The sequence below is a fragment of the Paraburkholderia ultramafica genome (genome assembly GCF_902859915.1).
Classification (GTDB): Bacteria; Pseudomonadota; Gammaproteobacteria; order Burkholderiales; family Burkholderiaceae; genus Paraburkholderia; species Paraburkholderia ultramafica.
Window position 1 is genome coordinate 268,913 of record NZ_CADIKK010000005.1, and the last position, 17,790, is coordinate 286,702.

A 17,790-nucleotide genomic window follows, 5' to 3' on the forward strand; every position below is an offset into this window, starting at 1 on the left:
ACACGCCCCGCCACGCCACCCAGCGTTCCTCTGCCGCATCAAAGGGCCAGCGCGTCACAGCAATGCTGCCGATCTGCTATCGTCATCGGTATTCTTCCGACAGCGGGTGGTGACGATGGATCTCGGGCTGAAAGACAAGGTGGTGTTGATCGCGGGCGGCAGCAAGGGAATCGGGTTCGCCTGCGCCCGGGCGTTCGCGCAGGAAGGCGCGAAAGTCGCGATCGTCTCGCGCGACCCCGCCAATCTCGCGCGCGCCTACGAGCAGTTGAAGCAGGAAGGTTTTCACGTGCACCGGACCCGCGCCGATCTGCACGAACCGCACAGCGCCGCCGACATCGTCGAGGAAGTCAGCACCGCGGTAGGTCCGATCGACGTGCTGATCAACAGCGCCGGCGCGGCGCGCCGCTATGACCCGGAAACGCTCGACGCCGACGCGTTCAGGGCGACCATGGAAGCGAAATATTTCCCCTACATCTATCCGCAGCAGGAAGTCCTGCGCCGCATGGCCGAGCGCGCGAAAGCCGGCAGCGGCGCCGAACCCGGCACGATCGTCAACATCATCGGCATGGGCGGCAAGATCGCGAGCGATATCCATATCGCCGGCGGAGCCGCGAATGCCGCACTGATGCTCGCCACCGTCGGCCTCGCCCACTACTACGCGCGCTACGGCATCCGCATCAACGCGATCAACCCTGGGGCGACGCTGACCGAGCGCGTCGAGGAAGCAGTCAAGCTGGAAGCGGTGCTGCAAGGCATCGAGAACGCGGACGCGCTGGCGCGCGGACAGGCCAAAGTGCCGCTCGGACGCTATGCAAAACCGGAGGAGATTGCCGACGTCGCGCTGTTTCTGGCGAGCCGCCGCGCGAGCTATGTGACGGGCGCGATAGTCCCGATGGATGGGGGCAGCGCGCCGCTGATCTGAATGCGGCGCGCTTACACATTACAGGAAGTGGTGCCCGAACCACCAACCCGCCGCGGACAGCACCGCGGCGGCCGGAATCGTCAACACCCACGCCCAGACGATGTTGCCGGCCACGCCCCAACGCACCGCGCTGAGCTTCTGCGTCGCGCCGACGCCGACGATCGCGCCGGTAATCGTGTGCGTGGTGGACACCGGAATGCCGAGCCACGAAGCGGTAAACAGCGTGATTGCCCCGCCCGACTCCGCGCAAAAACCGCCGACCGGCTTGAGCCTGGTAATTTTCTGGCCCATGGTGCGGACGATCCGCCAGCCGCCGAACAGCGTGCCGAGGCCCATCGACAGATAGCAGCCTCCGATCACCCACAGCGGCGGCGCGTCCGCGTACGACGATGCAAAGCCGGTCGCGATCAGCAGCATCCAGATAATGCCGATGGTTTTCTGCGCGTCGTTGCCGCCGTGGCCCAGGCTGTACAAGCCCGCCGACACCAGTTGCAGACGCCGGAAACGCCGGTCGACCTTGCTCGGCGGCGTGCGGAAATACATCCACGACACCGCCAGCATGAAAAATGACCCGAGCACGAAGCCCAGCAGCGGCGAGATGAAGATGAAGGCCACCGTCTTCAGCAGGCCGTCCATGTTGAGCGAGCCCCACCCCGACTTCGCGAGCGCGGCGCCCACGAGCCCGCCGATCAGCGCATGCGACGAACTGGAAGGAATGCCGTAATGCCAGGTGATGATGTTCCAGCCGACCGCGCCGGCCAGTGCGCCGAAAATCACGTAGTGATCGACGATGTTGGGATCGATCGTGCCCCGGCCGACGGTCGCGGCCACCTTCAGGTGAAACACGAAATACGCGATGACGTTGAATGCCGCCGCGAAAGCCACCGCCTGCTGCGGTTTCAGCACGCCGGTGGAAACGACCGTGGCGATCGAATTCGCCGCGTCGTGAAAGCCGTTCATGAAGTCGAAAATCAGCGCGACAGCGACCAGGCCGGCGACGACCCAGATTGCAAGTTGTATCGACTGCATTATGCGTTTTCCAGCACGATGCCTTCGATGATGTTCGCTACATCCTCACACTTGTCCGTGATCGTTTCGAGCAATTCGTAAATCGCTTTCAGCTTGATCAGGGTCTTGACGTTGTCTTCTTCGCAGAACAGTTTCGACATGGCCGAGCGCAGCACGCGGTCGGCTTCCGATTCCAGACGGTCGATTTCCTCGCAGGCCTTCAGGATCTGGCTGGCCTGCTTCATGTCCGACAGCAGGCTGACGGCGAACTGCACGCGCCCGGAAGTCGCCGTGCAGATGTGCGCCAACTGGCTGGCTTCAGAGGTCACCGCCTGCACGTCGTACAGCGAGATAGCGGTGGCGACGTCCTCCATCAAATCGAGGATGTCGTCCATCGTGGTGATCAGCTTGTGGATCTCATCGCGGTCGAGCGGCGTGATGAAGGTCTTGTGCAGCAGGTCGATGGCTTCGTGCGTGAGCTTGTCAGCGGCCTTCTCGGCTTTTTGCACGTTTTGCTTATGGGTTTCCGCGTCTTGCAGATTGTCGATCAGCAGCTCGAGTTCGCGGCTCGCCGAGACGATGCACGTTGCGTGCGCATTGAAAATTTCAAAGAACTTGCGCTCGGTGGGCATGAAACCGCTCGGTGGGCATGAAACGACCGAGCATTGGGATCCCGAAAATTGGTCACATTATGGCTGACATAAAACTGCCATATTGCACCGTTGCGGGGCCGTTGCGGCACTTTTGAAAGCGCCGTTACAACAGGCGCTTAACGTATCCCTTTACTCACTGTAGAAATTCTGCGCGCCGGCAAAATTGTCGAACTTCGTGAATTGGCCATGGAACGTGAGCCGAACTGGCCCGATCGGACCATTCCGCTGCTTACCGATGATAATCTCCGCCGTGCCCTTGTCCGGGCTGTCCGGGTTGTAGACTTCGTCACGGTAAATGAACAGGATCACGTCCGCGTCCTGCTCGATAGCGCCGGATTCGCGCAGATCCGACATGATCGGCCGCTTGTTCGGACGCTGCTCGAGGCCCCGGTTGAGCTGCGACAACGCGATCACCGGCACGTCGAGCTCCTTGGCGAGACTCTTCAGCGAACGCGAAATTTCCGAAATTTCGGTTGCGCGGTTTTCACCGGTCGACGACCCGCTCATCAGCTGCAGGTAGTCGATGATGATCAAACCGAGCTTGCCACACTGGCGCGACAGCCGGCGCGCGCGCGAGCGCAATTCCATCGGGTTCAGACCGCCGGTTTCGTCGATAAAGATCTGCGCCTCGCTCATTTTCTGCACCGCGTGCGTGAGCTTCGGCCAATCTTCGTCGGTCAGACGCCCGGTTCGCATGCGGTGCTGATCCAGCCGGCCGACCGAGCCGAGCATACGCATCGTGAGCTGCGAGCCCGGCATTTCCATCGAGAACACGGCGACCGGCAGGCCATACTCGACCGCGACGTATTCGCCGATGTTCATGGAAAACGCCGTTTTACCCATCGACGGACGGCCCGCGACGATGATCAGCTCGCCGCCGTGCATGCCGGAGGTCATGCGGTCCAGATCGACGAAACCGGTCGGCGTGCCGGTCACATCGCTCGGATTGGCGGTGTGATACAGCGTGTCGATCCGTTCGACCACTTCGGTGAGCAGCGGCCCGATTTCGAGGAACCCTTGGGTGCCGCGCGCGCCGTCTTCGGCAATCGAAAACACCTTCGATTCGGCCTCGTCCAGCAACTGCCGGACTTCCTTGCCCTGCGGGTTGAACGCGTCGGCCGAGATTTCGTCGGCCACGGAAACCAGCCGGCGCAGCACCGCGCGATCGCGCACGATTTCCGCATAGCGGCGGATATTGGCCGCGCTCGGCGTGTTTTGCGCCAGTGCGTTCAGGTACGCGAGACCACCGACGTCCTCCGCCTTGCCCGAGGTGCCGAGCGCCTCGTACACGGTAATCACGTCGGCCGGACGCGTGGCCGCGATCAGCTTGCCGATGTGCTCGAAGATGATGCGGTGGTCGTAGCGGTAAAAGTCGCTCTGTGACAGGAAGTCGGCGATGCGGTCCCATGCCGCGTTATCGAGCAGCAAGCCGCCCAGCACCGATTGCTCGGCCTCGATCGAATGCGGCGGGACTTTCAGCGACTCGAGTTGGGGATCTTTGGACGGTGCGTTCATGGAGAGGGATTATCGGGTAATCGGGCGACGGCGGCGAGCGCGAAAACGAAAAAAAACGGGCACAAAAAAAGCAGGGGCCGGTTACCCGGCCCCTGCCCTTCGCCAGCAACGTGCTAGCAAATGCTACATGGTGCTTAGACGTGTTCGCCGATCACAGCCACCGTCACATCGACCAGAACGTCGGTGTGCAGCGAGATCTGGACCGGGTGTTCGCCGACCAGCTTCAGCGGGCCTTCCGGCAGACGCACTTGCGCCTTTTCCACTGCGAAGCCTTGCTTGACCAGTGCGTCAGCGATGTCGGCGTTCGTCACCGAGCCGAACAGACGGCCGTCGACGCCAGCCTTCTGGCCGATCTGAACCGTCGAGCCTGCCAGCTTTTCGCCTTGAGCTTGAGCGGCAGCCAGCTTTTCAGCGGCGATCTTTTCGAGTTCTGCGCGGCGCACTTCGAATTCAGCCAGGGCTTCCTTCGTTGCACGGCGAGCTTGCTTGTTCGGGATCAGGAAGTTACGTGCGTAACCGTCCTTAACCTTAACGATATCGCCCAGGTTGCCCAGATTGACGACTTTTTCCAGAAGAATGATTTGCATTCGGATGCTCCTTATCGCGTCGTCGGGTTAGGCCTTGTGCTGGTCGGTGTACGGCACCAGCGCGAGGAAACGTGCGCGCTTGATTGCCGTGTCCAACTGGCGTTGATAGTGCGACTTCGTACCCGTGAGACGCGCCGGCGTGATCTTGCCGTTTTCGCCGATGAAGTCCTTCAGCGTTTCGAGGTCCTTGTAGTCGATGTGATCGACGCCAGCGGCCGTGAAACGGCAGAACTTCTTGCGCTTGAAGAGCGGATTTTGTTGCTGACGACGCTTGTCGAATTTCTTACCAGTCGGGCGGGGCATGTTCAGTCCTTTCCAATGTCCTGCAATGCTGTGATGTGAAATACCAGAGTTCTTGCGTTGCGGTGCTTTTTCGCCAGGAAGCCGGTGAAGAGCGTTTCCACGCCCATCGGACAGCTTTCCAGCCTACCGCTCGCCTCGCCTGCGGCCACCGCCTGCATGGTCAGTTCGACTTGCCGGGCGATGCCGGCTTCGACGACTTCCGTGCGGTGCTGCAACGTGCAGCCTGCAATCGGAACGCCGGCGGGGGTGTACCGCACCGGTTCGCGTTCGACGACGCTGGCCGTGAGTTGCAGCCGATTCATGTAACCTTGGCGAGCGCGACGCTCTGTTCTGGTAGCTTAAATAGTGTGTCTTAAGCCTGCGCTTCGGACGGTTGCGTAGCAGCCGACTTCTTGGCTTCTTCGCGCTGCACTTCCTTCATCATCGGCGACGGGCCGGTTTCGGCCTTCTTCATCTTGACGATCAGGTGACGCAGAACAGCGTCGTTGAACTTGAATGCGTGTTCCAGCTCGTCGAGCGTGGTTTGGTCGCATTCGATGTTCATGCAGACGTAGTGAGCCTTCGCGAGTTTCTCGATCATGTAGGCCAGTTGGCGACGGCCCCAGTCTTCAATACGGTGGATCTGGCCACCGTGCGACGTGATCGTGGACTTGTAACGCTCGATCATGGCGGACACTTGCTCGCTCTGATCCGGGTGCACGATAAATACGATTTCGTAATGACGCATATTCACTCCTTGTGGATTAAAGCCACCCGGGCGTCGGAACCGGTGTGGCAAGTGAGAAGCCAAAGAGTGTAACCCGATTGGGGCCGGGTTGCAAGATATTGCGTGACGGCGACACACGAATCGGTTGTGTTTTCAAGGGTTTAGGCTGGAGCTGGCCGCGCCGCCGCAAGGCATTTCGTGCGGGAGCCCAAAGCGGGCCGGCCAGTCGCGGCCGACCCGCACCACGCCTTCCCGCCCCCCGCTCGCACCATTCGTCGACCGTTCAGGGGCGCGGAGCACCCGGCTGAGCAACCTAAGAGCCGCCTTCCGTACGCTCGCTGCCGCTTTGCAGGCGTGCCTTCAGCGCCGCTTCCAGACCGCTCAGCGCATCGGGCGCGGCGTCCGAGATCGCCCACCAGGTCATGCCTTCCGTATTCCAGTGTGCGATCGAGTAGCCGTCCCGCCCCAGCGTCGCCGGCGCGGCGCCGACCGTATTCCGGCCCGTGCCACCGGAGCCGGCTTGCGGATAGACATACACGTCGATCACGTGCTTGCCGTACCGGTAGACCAGCACCGCCACCCGCTGATGCGCGAGGTAATCGAGTCGCCCGCCTTGCAGCGGGAAGCCGCTCGCCGCGAGATCCTCGACCGGCGGCGAATAGTCGAGCCGGCCGTTGAACCACGGCTTGACCGTGTGCCGGTCGGTCGAAATCACATCGATGTCGCGCCCCGACACTTGTGCGCGCACGTGGCTTTCCACCAGTTCGTCGGCGAACGGCGAGACATCCGCGGGACGGTGCAGGTTCAACGCCACGCCCGCCGCCACCGCGCCCAACGCGACGACCAGCGCCGCCAGCCAGCCGCGCGCCAGCACGCCGTTCGAGCCGCCCGCGGCACTCGGCCCGCCGAAGCCGCCTTGCGCAGAGCGCCAGCCATCCAGCCAGCGATCGAGCCAGCCCCGCCGCGCACGCTCGCGCGGCGGAAACTTGACGTTTGCAACCGGCGGCCCACGCTCGGCAACCGGCTCGTCCAGTTGCGGCAACCCCGCGCCAATCCGGTCCCGCAGCGACTGCGGTGCCCGATGATAAGGCGCTGCGCGCAGCGCATCGCTCAACACCCGCAGGTTCTTGCTTTCGCGCCGGCAGGCGTCGCAGCTCTCGATATGCTGCTGGACGCGCCGGGCTTCCGGCGCGGGCAATTCATGATCGGCGTTCGCATCGAGGAGCGGCCGCGCTTCGTTACAGTCCATCTGGCGTCTCCTGTGCGGAGCCCGCGGCGCTTGCGCCGGGGGCGTTGAGTGGCCGGCCGTTGGCGGACGCCCGGAGCGGTGTGACATTTGCGGCGGCCGACTTGCCGGCGGCAGACGATCCGGCGCGCGCCGCCGGGTCGCCGCACGCCGGCGAGCCCGCCCCCTGCTTCGCCATCAGCAGCGCGGCCAGCTTGCGACGCCCGCGCGCGAGCCTCGACATCACCGTGCCGATCGGCAGGTCGGCCACCGCCGCGATCTCCCGATAACCCATCTCTTCGAGCTCACGCAGGATCAGCACCTCCCGATACTCGACCGGCAACAACGCCAGCGCCTCGTGCACCAGCTTCGTATCCTCGTCGCGGATCAGCAGCGCCTGCGGATCCGCCCCGCCTGTGCTCCAGCCGTCGAAGGTGGCGTCGTCCATGGTGTCGTCGAATTCGAGCATTTCGTGCGGCGACGCGCGCCGCCGCCATTCGGTGTACCAGGTGCGGCGCACGATCGCCAGCAGCCACGGCCGCGTGGAGTCGCCGCGAAACGTGTCGAAGAACCGGAATGCGCGCAGGAAGGCTTCCTGGACCACGTCTTCCGCGTCGCTGGTATTGCCGCACAGCCAGCGCGCGAGGTTGTACGCGGCATCGAGGTGCGGCAGCGCGAGCTGCTGAAAACGGCGGCTCCTGGCTGCGTCGGTTTCGCTTCGCCCGCGCGCGGCGGCGTCTGAATCGGTTTGGACCACCTCGGCCCTCCAAGGCATTGCGGCTATGCTGCACGGCTCGTCGTCATGTCCCTCTCACGGCATAACCGGACACCAGCCGAGTTTATTCCCGCTGCGGGCACGGATCTGAAAAAGCGCGCAAAAACCCGGCGCAAAACCGCCCGCTAGTAAGACGGACGATTCCAGTAATCCTTGCTCGCGTACACCTCTTTCAGATAATCGATGAAATAGCGCACCTTGGCCGGCACATAGCGCTGCTGCGGGTAGACCGCGAGAATGTCGTAGTCGGGCAGCGCGTATTCGTCGAGCACGGTTTCGAGCTCGCCGCGCGCCAGTTGCTGCTGGATTTCCCACGTCGAGCGCCAGCCGAGCCCGAGTCCTTCGGAGACCCAACGATGCAGCAGTTCGCCGTCGTTGCAGTCGAGCCTGCCGCCCACACGCACCGTCGCGAGCTTGCCATTACGGCGGAAATACCAGCCGCGGTTCTGCCCACCCTGCAGATTGAACGCGAGACAGTTGTGGCGCGGCAGGTCTTCGAGCGTTTTCGGCTTGCCGTGCCGGCGGAAATAGTCGGGCGTGCCGCACACCACGCGCCGGTTCGACGCCAGTTTCACCGCGACGAAGTTCGGATCGACCGAGCCGCCGATGCGGATCGACAGGTCATAACCCTCGCGCACCAGGTCCACGACCCGGTCGGTCAGATTGAACGACACCTGCAACTCCGGTTTGTCGGCGAGAAAAGCAGGCGCGAGCGGCGCGACGTGCTTGCGGCCGAACGCGGCCGGCGCCGACACGATCAGGTGACCGCTCACCGCGCGCCGGCCGGCGCTCAGTTCGTTTTCCGCCTGGTCCCACTCGGTGAGCAGGCCCCGGCAGCGTTCCAGAAACGCGGTGCCGTCTTCACTGACCACCAGCCGCCGCGTCGAGCGGTACATCAGCTTCACGCCGAGGCGCTTTTCCAGCGCATCGATGCGGCGCCCGAGTATCACCGGCGACACCCCCTCCTCCAGCGCGGCCGCCGCGAGGCTGCCGGCGTCCGCGACCCGCACGAAGGTTTCGATCTGTTTGAAGCGATCCATGGTTGTCTCCTGCGGGCCGCAAGTCACGTCTCACGACATTCCATACTTTTTGTTTCGGAATAAGCGACCCTGACTGATCTTATCAAACCTTTAGGTCGGGCCTACAGTTGCTCTCAACAACTTTTATTCGCCCTATTTCCAGACATTGAGGAGACATTCATGGCCAAGATGAGAGCCGTCGACGCAGCCGTGCTGGTGCTCGAAAAAGAAGGCATCGATACCGCATTCGGCGTGCCGGGTGCCGCGATCAATCCGTTCTACTCGGCCATGCGCAAAGCGGGCAACATCAGCCACGTGCTGGCGCGCCACGTCGAAGGCGCGTCGCACATGGCCGAGGGCTATACGCGTGCGCAGCCGGGCAACATCGGCGTGTGCATCGGTACGTCCGGCCCTGCCGGCACCGACATGATCACCGGTTTGTACTCCGCGCAGGCCGATTCAATCCCTATTCTCGCTATCACGGGTCAGGCGCCGCGTGCGCGTCTGTACAAGGAAGACTTCCAGGCGGTCGATATCGAATCGATCGCCAAGCCGGTCACCAAGTGGGCCGTGACCGTGCGCGAACCGGCGCTGGTGCCGCGCGTGTTCCAGCAGGCGTTCCATCTGATGCGCTCGGGCCGGCCGGGTCCGGTGCTGGTCGATCTGCCGATCGACGTGCAGCTCGCCGAAATCGAATTCGACATCGAAACGTACGAGCCGCTGCCGGTCTACAAGCCGAAGGCGACACGCAAGCAGATCGAAGCCGCGCTGACGATGCTCAACGATGCCGACAAGCCATTGATCGTGTCGGGCGGCGGCGTGCTCAACGCAGCGGCCGAGGACCTGCTGGTGACGTTTGCTGAAACCGTCGGCGTGCCGGTGATCCCGACGCTGATGTCGTGGGGCGCGATTCCCGATGACCATCCGCTGATGGCCGGCATGGTCGGTCTGCAAACTTCGCACCGCTACGGCAACGCGACGATGCTCGCCTCCGACTTCGTGCTCGGCATCGGCAACCGCTGGGCGAACCGTCACACGGGCAGCGTCGAGGTCTACACGAAGGGCCGCAAGTTCGTGCATGTGGACATCGAGCCGACGCAAATCGGCCGCGTGTTCGGCCCGGATCTGGGCATCGTGTCGGACGCGAAAGCCGCGCTCGAACTGTTCGTCGAAGTGGCGCAGGAATGGAAGGCCGCCGGCAAGCTGAAGGACCGCAGCGCATGGGTCGCCGATTGCCAGCAACGCAAGCGGACCATGCTGCGCAAGACGCACTTCGACAACGTGCCGATGAAGCCGCAACGTGTGTATGAAGAGATGAACCAGGTGTTCGGCCGCGACACCTGCTACGTGAGCACGATCGGTCTGTCGCAGATCGCCGGCGCGCAATTCCTGCACGTCTACAAGGCGCGCAACTGGATCAACTGCGGCCAGGCCGGCCCGCTCGGCTGGACGATTCCGGCGGCGCTCGGCGTGCGTGCCGCCGATCCGCAACGGCCGATCGTCGCGCTGTCGGGCGACTACGACTTCCAGTTCATGATCGAAGAGCTGGCGGCCGGCGCGCAATTCAAGCTGCCGTATGTGCATGTGGTCGTCAACAACTCGTACCTCGGGCTGATCCGCCAGGCACAGCGCGCGTTCGAGATGGACTTCTGCGTGCAGCTCGGCTTCGAGAACATCAACTCGCCGGAAACGAACGGTTACGGCGTGGATCACGTCGCGGTCGCCGAAGGTCTGGGTTGCAAGGCGATCCGCGTGTTCAAGCCGGAAGAACTGAAGCCCGCGCTGCAAAGAGCGCAATCGATGCTCGCGGAGTTCGACGTGCCGGTGATCGTCGAAGTGATTCTCGAACGCGTGACCAACATCTCGATGGGCACCGAGATCGATGCGATCAACGAGTTCGAAGAACTGGCCGCGAAGCGCGAAGACGCGCCGACCGCGATCAGCATGCTCGACTGAACGTCCGGACGCGCTGAAGAAATCAGCATCACGTGAGCGAGATGGGCAGCGTCGCAACGGCGCGCTGCCCGATCGCTTCGCCACGCGCGTCACGAAGTTATTCCCCTGACCGACCCGAGAGAGACAAACGCACCATGCCGAAATTCGCAGCAAATCTCACCATGTTGTTCAACGAAGTCCCGTTCCTCGACCGCTTTGCAACGGCGGCGGACGCGGGCTTTGACGCCGTCGAATTCCTGTTTCCGTATCCGTATCAGATCGCTGAACTGCGCGAGCGTCTGCAGCAGAACCGCCTGAAGCTGGTGCTGCACAATCTGCCCGCGGGCAACTGGGAAGCGGGCGAGCGCGGCATCGCGTGTCTGCCGGATCGCGTGGGCGAGTTCCAGGAAGGCGTCGGCCGTGCAATCGAATACGCGAGCGCGCTGAAGGTGCCGCAGCTCAATTGCCTCGTCGGCATTCCAACGGCAGGCGTCGATGCGGACAAGGCGCGCGCGACGATCGTCGACAACCTGCGTTTCGCGGCGGGCGAATTGAAGAAGGCCGGCATCAAGCTGCTAGTCGAGCCGTGCAATTCATACGACATTCCTGGCTTCGCGCTGAACCGTTCGGGCGAAGGCCTCGACGTGATTCGCGCGGTGGGCTCGGACAATCTGTTCCTGCAATACGACATCTATCACATGCAGCGGATGGAAGGCGAACTCGCGGCGACGATCACAAAGAACCTGCCGCAGATCGCGCACATCCAGCTCGCCGACAACCCGGGCCGCAACGAACCCGGCACCGGCGAAATCAACTATCCGTACCTGTTCGCGCTGCTCGACTCGCTCGGCTACGACGGTTATGTCGGCTGCGAGTACAAGCCGCGCACGACTACCACGGCCGGTCTCGGCTGGGTGCAAAGCGTGGCAGGACAAGCCCGCGGCGCGGCACACGCCGCCGCCTGAGCGGCGCATCAGACGCAACGAGCGAAGCAGGCGCCTATCGCGCGCCTCTCGCCCCGAAGGCAGTCCCGTTGCGGGACGCCAAACAACCCTGGAGATTCAGACACATGGCAAAGATCGGTTTCATCGGCCTCGGCATCATGGGCGCGCACATGGCGCGCAACCTCATCAAGGGCGGTCATTCGCTGTTCGTGAACGGCGCCTACCCGGTGCCGGAAGACCTCGCCAAAACCACCAGCGTCGTCGCCAACTCGACCGCTGTTGCGCAGGCCGCCGACATCGTCATCATCATGGTGCCGGACACGCCGGACGTCGCCAACGTGCTGTTCGCCGACGACGGCGTCGCCGCCGGTCTCACGAAGGGCAAGCTGGTGATCGACATGAGCTCGATCTCGCCGCTCGACACGCAGGCCTTCGCGAAGAAGATCAATGCGCTGGGCGTCGACTACCTCGACGCGCCGGTGTCCGGCGGCGAAGTCGGCGCGCGTGAAGCGTCGCTGACGATCATGGTGGGCGGCCCGGACAAAGCCTTCACCTTGGCCAAGCCGCTGTTCGAACTGATGGGCAAGAACATCTCGCTGATCGGCGACAACGGCGCGGGTCAGACCTGCAAGGTCGCGAACCAGATCATCGTCGCGCTGAACATCGAAGCGGTTGCCGAAGCGTTGCTGTTCGCGTCGCGTTCGGGCGCCGATCCGGAGCGTGTGCGTAAGGCATTGATGGGCGGCTTCGCGTCGTCGCGGATTCTCGAAGTGCATGGCGAGCGCATGACCAGGCGTACGTTCGACCCGGGCTTCCGCATCGAACTGCATCAGAAGGATCTGAACCTCGCACTCGACGGCGCACGCAAGCTGGGCATCGCACTACCGCATACCGCCAGCGCGCAGCAACTGTTCAGCGTGTGCGCGGCGAACGGCGGCAAGGCCTGGGATCACTCGGCGATGGTGCGCGCGCTGGAAATCATGGCGAACTACGAAGTCGCGCAAGCGCCAGGCAGCGCAGCCAAGGCGGCTTGAGGCGGGTTGCTGCATGTGTTTGTTGCGGGGGTTCGTTGCACGCGTTGATTGCACACATTCGTTGCAAATCACGCAGCGCTCACCACGCTGCTGCGCGAGTCGTATGAATACGCGCAGCAGCGTACCGCGACAGACCATGCGAAGCAGCGACAGGCTAATCGGGGAGCGTGCCGCAAGCGTCATATGCAGCACATAAAAAATACATCGGACAGTCATATGGCTTGCCGTGAGCGCCGCATCGCCGGCGTCATCGCAAGCGCAGGTGGGGCGCCCGTTCGTCGTGCAGCATGCGCGGCGCAACGGGCAAATCGTGCCGCTCTGGGCTGAGAGCGGCAAGTGGGGTCCGCAGCGGCGCCCGGCGATGCCGGGGAAGCCTTGGTCGGTCAGACGTCGTCGTCGGGTGTCCGGCTGTCGGATTCATCGTTCTGCTTTATCCGCCAGGTTCTCGCAGCGGGTGCAATCACGCATGCCGCTCGCTTGCACGTCCGTTTGCATTTGCTTGCAACTCAGCGCATTCCCCCGCACCTTTTTTGACACATCGTTCCGTGCTTTTCTCCTACACTCGTTGAGTCTAGTTGCTTGCGTTCCGGACGTCGCGTGCCCTGTATTGTTCCAGAGCGTTGCCCCGGGATGGTGCTTCCTGCGTATCGCAGTATCGCAGCGCGCATCATCCGCATCCGTTCGCTTGACTTCCTCACCAGTGCTCAACCCCGTGCGCAATTCGTTCTTGCGCCACCACCTCAGGAGTGTGATCAATGGGTATTCTCAGTTTCATCAAGGAAGCCGGCGAAAAGCTGTTCGGCGCCGCCTCTACGCCCGCCCAGGCCGCCGCGCCCGATCTCGACGCGCAGAATAAAACCGCGGGCGACGCGATCGTCACGTATATCCGCAGCCAGGGCCTGGACGCCACCAATCTGCAAGTGTCATACGACGGCACGAGCCACACGGTCACGGTCGCAGGTGAAGCGGCCGACCAGCCGACCAAGGACAAGATCCTCGTCGCCGCCGGCAATGTGCAGAACGTCGACAAGGTCGACGATCAACTGACCGTCACCACGCCGGCCGCCGCCCCCACGCAGTTTCACACTGTCGTGTCCGGCGACAATCTGTGGAAGATCGCGGAGAAGTACTACGGCAGCGGCGCGAAGAACGATGTGATCTTCCAGGCGAACACGCCGATGCTGAAAAGCCCGGACAAGATTTATCCGGGTCAGGTGCTGGTAATTCCGCCGGTATGATGAGCCTCGCGTCATAGGCCGGGTTTGACAGGCCATTCAGTGCCGCTGAAAAGCGCATGCGGAAACGACAGCGCGGCGCTCGGGTCGATGACCCGAGCGCCGCGTTGCCATTGAACGTTCATGCGTGGCGCAACCACGTCACTGCGTGTGAACCACTCAGTCCCGCGTCAGTACATATCGAACACCTTCTGCAACGCGACCGGTCCCGTGCCGCCCGCGGCCAGCGCCAGCATCAGCAAAACCCGCGCCTTGTACGGATTCAGCGAGCCCGCACTGATAAAACCGAGCGTATCGTCGGCGGCCGCGCCGTTGTGCATCACATGCCCCGAGCCCACGCGCGACGAGCGCACCACCGCCACGCCCTGCGAAGCGGCATCGGCGAGCGCTTGCAGCATCGACACATGAATCGAACCGTTGCCCGTGCCCGCCACGACGATACCGCGCACGCCGGCGGCCACCAGCGCATCGATGGCGATCCGCGAGACGCCCGCATAGCTCGCGACGATTTCCACATGCGGCCAGTTCGGCCCGATCACGAATTCAGTCGCAAGCGTATGCGCACGCACCACGCCGCGCTGAAATTCGACGCGGCCGTCCTGCACCCAGCCGAGCGCACCGATCTCGGGCGACTGGAACGCATCGACCGCATACGTGCTCGTCTTGACCACGTCGCGTGCGCTGTGAATGCGGTTGTTGAAGGCCACCAGCACGCCCTGCCCGCGCGAGCCCGCATGCGCGGCGACCGTCACGGCGTTCAGCAGATTCAGCGGACCGTCGGCGGACAACGCCGACGCTGGACGCATTGCCGCGGTCAGCACGACCGGCTTGTCCGACTTGATCGTCAGATGCAGCAGGTAGGCGGTTTCTTCGAGCGTGTCGGTGCCATGCGTGACCACCACGCCGTCGATGTCGTCGGCGGCGAGCAATGTGTTGAGGCGTTGCGCTAGCGTGGTCCACAGCGGCATCGACATGTCTTTGCTGTCGACGCTGGCAATCTGCTCAGGCGCGATCCGGGCGACCGTGGACAAGGCCGGCACCACGGCCAGCAATTGCTCCACGCCGACGACACCCGCCTGGTAGCCGGACGTATTGGTGGCGTCCGCGGCCGCCCCGGCGATCGTGCCGCCGGTCGCCAGCACGGCTATACAGGGCAACGACGGCGGCAGAGGCGGCGTGGCGCCCTGGCCGGAAGGCATCGGGGAAGAGGAAGTCATAGTATTCATCGCGGCGATTGTAAGCGATGCGCCGCGCGCCGCCATGCGTGAAAAAACGGATATCCGTTCGTTTTGGACTTGCCCGAGGTTGGCGCCCCGTCCGCGCCGACTTTGCGCGCATGAATCCACTCACGCTGCCCGCGCCGGACCTCGACGGCCCGACGCATTCGTCAAGCCGCTTCGCGCAACTGCGCGGCGATGTCCGCTTCGTTCAACTGCGGCGCGAACATCTCGATCAGCCGGTAAGCGTACGCGCGCAGGAACGCGCCCTTGCGCAGGCCGACGCGCGTCGTGCTCGCTTCGAACAGATGCTGCGTGTCGAGCGCGACCAGTTCCGTGTCGCGCTTCGGATCGTAGGCCATCGCCGCGACCACGCCAATGCCCATGCCGAGTTCGACGTAGGTCTTGATCACGTCGGCGTCGATTGCGGTCAGCACGACGTCGGGCAGCGCGCCCGCTTTCGCGAACGCCTGGTCGATGTGCGAGCGGCCCGTGAAGTCCTGGTCGTAGGTGACGATCGGGAATTCGGCGATCTCGTCGAGCGTCAGATTCGGCCGGCCCACCAGCGGATGAGCCTGCGGCACGACCACGACGTGATGCCACGAATAGCACGGGAACGTGACGATATCCGGGAAGCGGTCGAGCGCTTCGGTCGAAATGCCGATATCCGCTTCACCGTTGATGATCATCTGCGCGATCTGCTGCGGACTGCCCTGGCGCAGCGCCAGATGCACTTTCGGAAACACCTCGGTGAATTGACGGATCACCTTCGGCAACGCGTAACGCGCCTGCGTGTGGGTGGTCGCCACCACCAGGTGGCCGCTGTCCTGATCGGCGAACTGGCGCGCGACGCGGCGCAGATTCTCCGCATCGAGCAGCATCCGCTCGATCAGTTGATGCACCGCCTTGCCCGGCTCGGTCAGGCCCGTCAGACGCTTGCCGCGCCGAATGAAAATATCGACGCCGAGTTCGTCCTCCAGATCCTTGATCTGTTTCGATACGCCCGACTGCGACGTGTACAACGCGTTCGCCACTTCGGTCAGATTCATGTTCTGACGCACGGCCTCGCGCACGAAGCGCAATTGCTGGAAATTCATCGGTATGTCTCCGGTTCGGCCAGAGTTGAGTTATTCGAGTTCGATTGAAACGCCGGGCAGGGTTGCGCTATCTGCTACCGCTGCCCGGCTTTTTGACTCTGCTTTTTACTGTGCCTTTTGCACGGCTTCCCGCCCTGCTCTCACCCGGCTCATTGCGCCGGAAAAACGCGCAATGCACGCGGCACGGCGGTCACGCCATCGCCGACCGACAGTTGCAGATCGCGCCACGATTCGCGATCGAGTTCGGCTTCGAGCAGATTGCCCTCGCGTCCCGCGAGTTCGACCCGCACCGAACCGCCCAGCGTCACCACGCGCCGCACATCGACGACGATGCCTTCGCGATGGCCCGACGCCTGCGGATACAACTGCAGATCATGCGGCCGCACGTACGCAAAAGCCGGACCGCTGAAGCCCGCGGTGATCGCGACCGGCAGCGCCGCGCCGTCGACCACGAAGCCGCTTGCGTCGACCTTGCCGTGCAGACGGTTGGCCGCGCCGAGAAACTCGTAGACGAACGAGGTCTGCGGATGGTCGTACACGTCCTGCGGACTGCCGACCTGCTCCACATGTCCGCGATTCAGCACGACGATGCGGTCGGCCACTTCGAGCGCCTCTTCCTGATCGTGCGTGACGAAGATCGTCGAGATGTGCAGATCGTCGTGCAGGCGCCGCAGCCAGCTTCGCAATTCCTTGCGCACCTTCGCATCCAGCGCGCCGAACGGTTCGTCGAGCAACAGCACCTTCGGTTCGACAGCCAATGCACGCGCCAATGCGATCCGTTGCCGCTGACCGCCCGACAGCTCCGACGGATAGCGTTGCGCGAGCCAGTCGAGCTGCACCAGCTTCAGCAATTCATGCACCTTCTCGCGGATCACCGCTTCCGACGGCCGCTCCTTGCGCGGCTTCACGCGCAAGCCGAACGCCACGTTCTCGAACACCGTCATATGACGAAACAGCGCGTAATGCTGGAACACGAAGCCCACTTCACGCTCACGCGCGCCGACCGTTGCGACGTCCTGGCCTTGCAGTACGACCTGGCCGCCGTCCGCGTATTCGAGCCCCGCGATCACGCGCAACAGGGTGGTCTTGCCGCAACCGGAAGGTCCGAGCAGCGCAACCAGTTCGCCCGGCGGAAAGTCGAGCGAGACGTTATCGAGCGCGACGAAATCGCCGAAGCGCTTTTGCAGGTGACGAACGGTGATACCCATTACAGCTCTCCTTGCTTGAGCGGGTGTTGCTGCGGTCCATGCGCTGCGTGGATGGACTGCGAAAGGGACTGTGAAGCCGACGGCATAACCGCCGACATAACTGACGACCCGGCGGCGGATTGCGTGAGGGGACCGGCGTACGCGGGCACATCGCGCGCGGCCGACAGTTCCGCCGACATATGGCGCTCGGCGAGCAGCTTCAGCCCCAGCGTCACGAGTGCGAGCAAAGCCAGCACCGACGCCACGGCAAACGCCGCCGAGAAGTTGTATTCGTTGTAGAGGATTTCGACGTGCAACGGCATCGTGTCGGTCTGGCCGCGAATATGGCCCGACACCACCGACACCGCGCCGAACTCGCCCATCGCCCGCGCATTGCACAGAATCACGCCGTACAGCAGGCCCCACCT

At 63.4% G+C, this 17,790-nt stretch carries 18 protein-coding genes and 1 pseudogene; 5 read left to right on the forward strand and 14 right to left on the reverse strand.

Going from position 1 to position 17,790, the window contains the following annotated elements:
* The first annotated feature begins 115 nt into the window (after positions 1–115).
* A complete protein-coding gene (locus HV744_RS07770) occupies positions 116–922 on the forward strand; it encodes an SDR family NAD(P)-dependent oxidoreductase (RefSeq protein ID WP_175148941.1) in 807 nt (268 codons plus the stop codon).
* A gap of 18 nt (positions 923–940) precedes the next feature.
* Here the strand turns inward: HV744_RS07770 and HV744_RS07775 are convergent, their stop codons facing one another.
* The 10 genes from HV744_RS07775 to HV744_RS07820 all read right to left on the reverse strand — a co-directional run bounded on the left by HV744_RS07775 (position 941) and on the right by HV744_RS07820 (position 8,734).
* Positions 941–1,951: an inorganic phosphate transporter gene (locus HV744_RS07775; RefSeq protein WP_175148942.1), complete on the reverse strand. Its 1,011-nt coding sequence runs from the start codon at positions 1,949–1,951 to the stop codon at positions 941–943.
* Positions 1,951–2,562 (reverse strand): DUF47 domain-containing protein, encoded by a 612-nt coding sequence (locus HV744_RS07780; RefSeq protein ID WP_175148943.1) that lies wholly within the window; start codon positions 2,560–2,562, stop codon positions 1,951–1,953. Before HV744_RS07780 ends, HV744_RS07775 begins: the two co-directional genes overlap by 1 nt.
* A 150-nt stretch (positions 2,563–2,712) precedes the next feature.
* A complete protein-coding gene (locus HV744_RS07785) occupies positions 2,713–4,098 on the reverse strand; it encodes a replicative DNA helicase (RefSeq protein ID WP_175148944.1) in 1,386 nt (461 codons plus the stop codon).
* Positions 4,099–4,232: 134 nt separating this feature from the next.
* On the reverse strand, positions 4,233–4,685 hold the full coding sequence (gene rplI, locus HV744_RS07790; protein ID WP_175148945.1) for a 50S ribosomal protein L9: 453 nt from the start codon (positions 4,683–4,685) through the stop codon (positions 4,233–4,235).
* Between the two features lie 27 nt (positions 4,686–4,712).
* Positions 4,713–4,988, reverse strand: coding sequence for a 30S ribosomal protein S18 (gene rpsR / locus HV744_RS07795; RefSeq protein ID WP_007182109.1), 276 nt, complete (start codon positions 4,986–4,988; stop codon positions 4,713–4,715).
* Positions 4,989–4,990: 2 nt separating this feature from the next.
* On the reverse strand, positions 4,991–5,290 hold the full coding sequence (priB, locus tag HV744_RS07800) for a primosomal replication protein N (protein ID WP_121318445.1): 300 nt from the start codon (positions 5,288–5,290) through the stop codon (positions 4,991–4,993).
* Between the two features lie 50 nt (positions 5,291–5,340).
* Positions 5,341–5,715 (reverse strand): 30S ribosomal protein S6, encoded by a 375-nt coding sequence (rpsF, locus tag HV744_RS07805; protein WP_175148946.1) that lies wholly within the window; start codon positions 5,713–5,715, stop codon positions 5,341–5,343.
* Positions 5,716–6,007: 292 nt separating this feature from the next.
* Entirely contained in the window at positions 6,008–6,943 is a 936-nt protein-coding gene (locus HV744_RS07810) for an anti-sigma factor family protein (RefSeq protein ID WP_175148947.1), read from the reverse strand.
* Positions 6,933–7,676 (reverse strand): RNA polymerase sigma factor, encoded by a 744-nt coding sequence (locus HV744_RS07815; RefSeq protein WP_175148948.1) that lies wholly within the window; start codon positions 7,674–7,676, stop codon positions 6,933–6,935. Before HV744_RS07815 ends, HV744_RS07810 begins: the two co-directional genes overlap by 11 nt.
* 143 nt (positions 7,677–7,819) lie before the next feature.
* On the reverse strand, positions 7,820–8,734 hold the full coding sequence (locus HV744_RS07820) for a LysR family transcriptional regulator (RefSeq protein ID WP_175148949.1): 915 nt from the start codon (positions 8,732–8,734) through the stop codon (positions 7,820–7,822).
* Between the two features lie 159 nt (positions 8,735–8,893).
* On the opposite strand from HV744_RS07820, the gene gcl reads away from it, so the two are divergent.
* From gcl to lysM, 4 genes are all read left to right on the forward strand, one after another.
* Positions 8,894–10,669 (forward strand): glyoxylate carboligase, encoded by a 1,776-nt coding sequence (gcl, locus tag HV744_RS07825; RefSeq protein WP_175148950.1) that lies wholly within the window; start codon positions 8,894–8,896, stop codon positions 10,667–10,669.
* A gap of 134 nt (positions 10,670–10,803) precedes the next feature.
* Entirely contained in the window at positions 10,804–11,613 is an 810-nt protein-coding gene (gene hyi / locus HV744_RS07830; RefSeq protein ID WP_175148951.1) for a hydroxypyruvate isomerase, read from the forward strand.
* 104 nt (positions 11,614–11,717) lie between these two features.
* The gene (locus HV744_RS07835; protein WP_175148952.1) at positions 11,718–12,626 is read left to right on the forward strand and encodes a 2-hydroxy-3-oxopropionate reductase; all 909 of its coding nucleotides are present in this window, start codon (positions 11,718–11,720) and stop codon (positions 12,624–12,626) included.
* A 755-nt stretch (positions 12,627–13,381) separates the two neighbouring features.
* The gene (gene lysM / locus HV744_RS07840) at positions 13,382–13,864 is read left to right on the forward strand and encodes a peptidoglycan-binding protein LysM (protein WP_175148953.1); all 483 of its coding nucleotides are present in this window, start codon (positions 13,382–13,384) and stop codon (positions 13,862–13,864) included.
* 167 nt (positions 13,865–14,031) lie between these two features.
* On the opposite strand, the gene HV744_RS07845 is transcribed toward lysM, so the two are convergent.
* The 4 genes and pseudogenes from HV744_RS07845 to HV744_RS07860 form a co-directional block, all read right to left on the reverse strand.
* A complete protein-coding gene (locus HV744_RS07845) occupies positions 14,032–15,087 on the reverse strand; it encodes an asparaginase (protein ID WP_175148954.1) in 1,056 nt (351 codons plus the stop codon).
* Between the two features lie 161 nt (positions 15,088–15,248).
* A complete protein-coding gene (locus HV744_RS07850) occupies positions 15,249–16,175 on the reverse strand; it encodes a CysB family HTH-type transcriptional regulator (RefSeq protein ID WP_175148955.1) in 927 nt (308 codons plus the stop codon).
* Positions 16,176–16,324: 149 nt separating this feature from the next.
* A complete protein-coding gene (locus HV744_RS07855) occupies positions 16,325–17,383 on the reverse strand; it encodes a sulfate/molybdate ABC transporter ATP-binding protein (RefSeq protein ID WP_175148956.1) in 1,059 nt (352 codons plus the stop codon).
* A pseudogene (locus HV744_RS07860) lies at positions 17,383–17,790 on the reverse strand (sulfate ABC transporter permease subunit CysW); the annotation flags it as partial. The pseudogene HV744_RS07860 and the gene HV744_RS07855, both read right to left, overlap by 1 nt.

What these genes read in the sequence shown, in the direction of transcription:
- HV744_RS07770 (WP_175148941.1), top strand. Translation starts at nt 116, where the DNA reads ATGGATCTCGGGCTGAAAGACAAGGTGGTGTTGATCGCGGGCGGCAGC.
- HV744_RS07775 (WP_175148942.1), bottom strand. Translation starts at nt 1,951, where the DNA reads ATGCAGTCGATACAACTTGCAATCTGGGTCGTCGCCGGCCTGGTCGCT.
- HV744_RS07780 (WP_175148943.1), bottom strand. Translation starts at nt 2,562, where the DNA reads ATGCCCACCGAGCGCAAGTTCTTTGAAATTTTCAATGCGCACGCAACG.
- HV744_RS07785 (WP_175148944.1), bottom strand. Translation starts at nt 4,098, where the DNA reads ATGAACGCACCGTCCAAAGATCCCCAACTCGAGTCGCTGAAAGTCCCG.
- rplI (WP_175148945.1), bottom strand. Translation starts at nt 4,685, where the DNA reads ATGCAAATCATTCTTCTGGAAAAAGTCGTCAATCTGGGCAACCTGGGC.
- rpsR (WP_007182109.1), bottom strand. Translation starts at nt 4,988, where the DNA reads ATGCCCCGCCCGACTGGTAAGAAATTCGACAAGCGTCGTCAGCAACAA.
- priB (WP_121318445.1), bottom strand. Translation starts at nt 5,290, where the DNA reads ATGAATCGGCTGCAACTCACGGCCAGCGTCGTCGAACGCGAACCGGTG.
- rpsF (WP_175148946.1), bottom strand. Translation starts at nt 5,715, where the DNA reads ATGCGTCATTACGAAATCGTATTTATCGTGCACCCGGATCAGAGCGAG.
- HV744_RS07810 (WP_175148947.1), bottom strand. Translation starts at nt 6,943, where the DNA reads ATGGACTGTAACGAAGCGCGGCCGCTCCTCGATGCGAACGCCGATCAT.
- HV744_RS07820 (WP_175148949.1), bottom strand. Translation starts at nt 8,734, where the DNA reads ATGGATCGCTTCAAACAGATCGAAACCTTCGTGCGGGTCGCGGACGCC.
- gcl (WP_175148950.1), top strand. Translation starts at nt 8,894, where the DNA reads ATGGCCAAGATGAGAGCCGTCGACGCAGCCGTGCTGGTGCTCGAAAAA.
- hyi (WP_175148951.1), top strand. Translation starts at nt 10,804, where the DNA reads ATGCCGAAATTCGCAGCAAATCTCACCATGTTGTTCAACGAAGTCCCG.
- HV744_RS07835 (WP_175148952.1), top strand. Translation starts at nt 11,718, where the DNA reads ATGGCAAAGATCGGTTTCATCGGCCTCGGCATCATGGGCGCGCACATG.
- lysM (WP_175148953.1), top strand. Translation starts at nt 13,382, where the DNA reads ATGGGTATTCTCAGTTTCATCAAGGAAGCCGGCGAAAAGCTGTTCGGC.
- HV744_RS07845 (WP_175148954.1), bottom strand. Translation starts at nt 15,087, where the DNA reads ATGAATACTATGACTTCCTCTTCCCCGATGCCTTCCGGCCAGGGCGCC.
- HV744_RS07850 (WP_175148955.1), bottom strand. Translation starts at nt 16,175, where the DNA reads ATGAATTTCCAGCAATTGCGCTTCGTGCGCGAGGCCGTGCGTCAGAAC.
- HV744_RS07855 (WP_175148956.1), bottom strand. Translation starts at nt 17,383, where the DNA reads ATGGGTATCACCGTTCGTCACCTGCAAAAGCGCTTCGGCGATTTCGTC.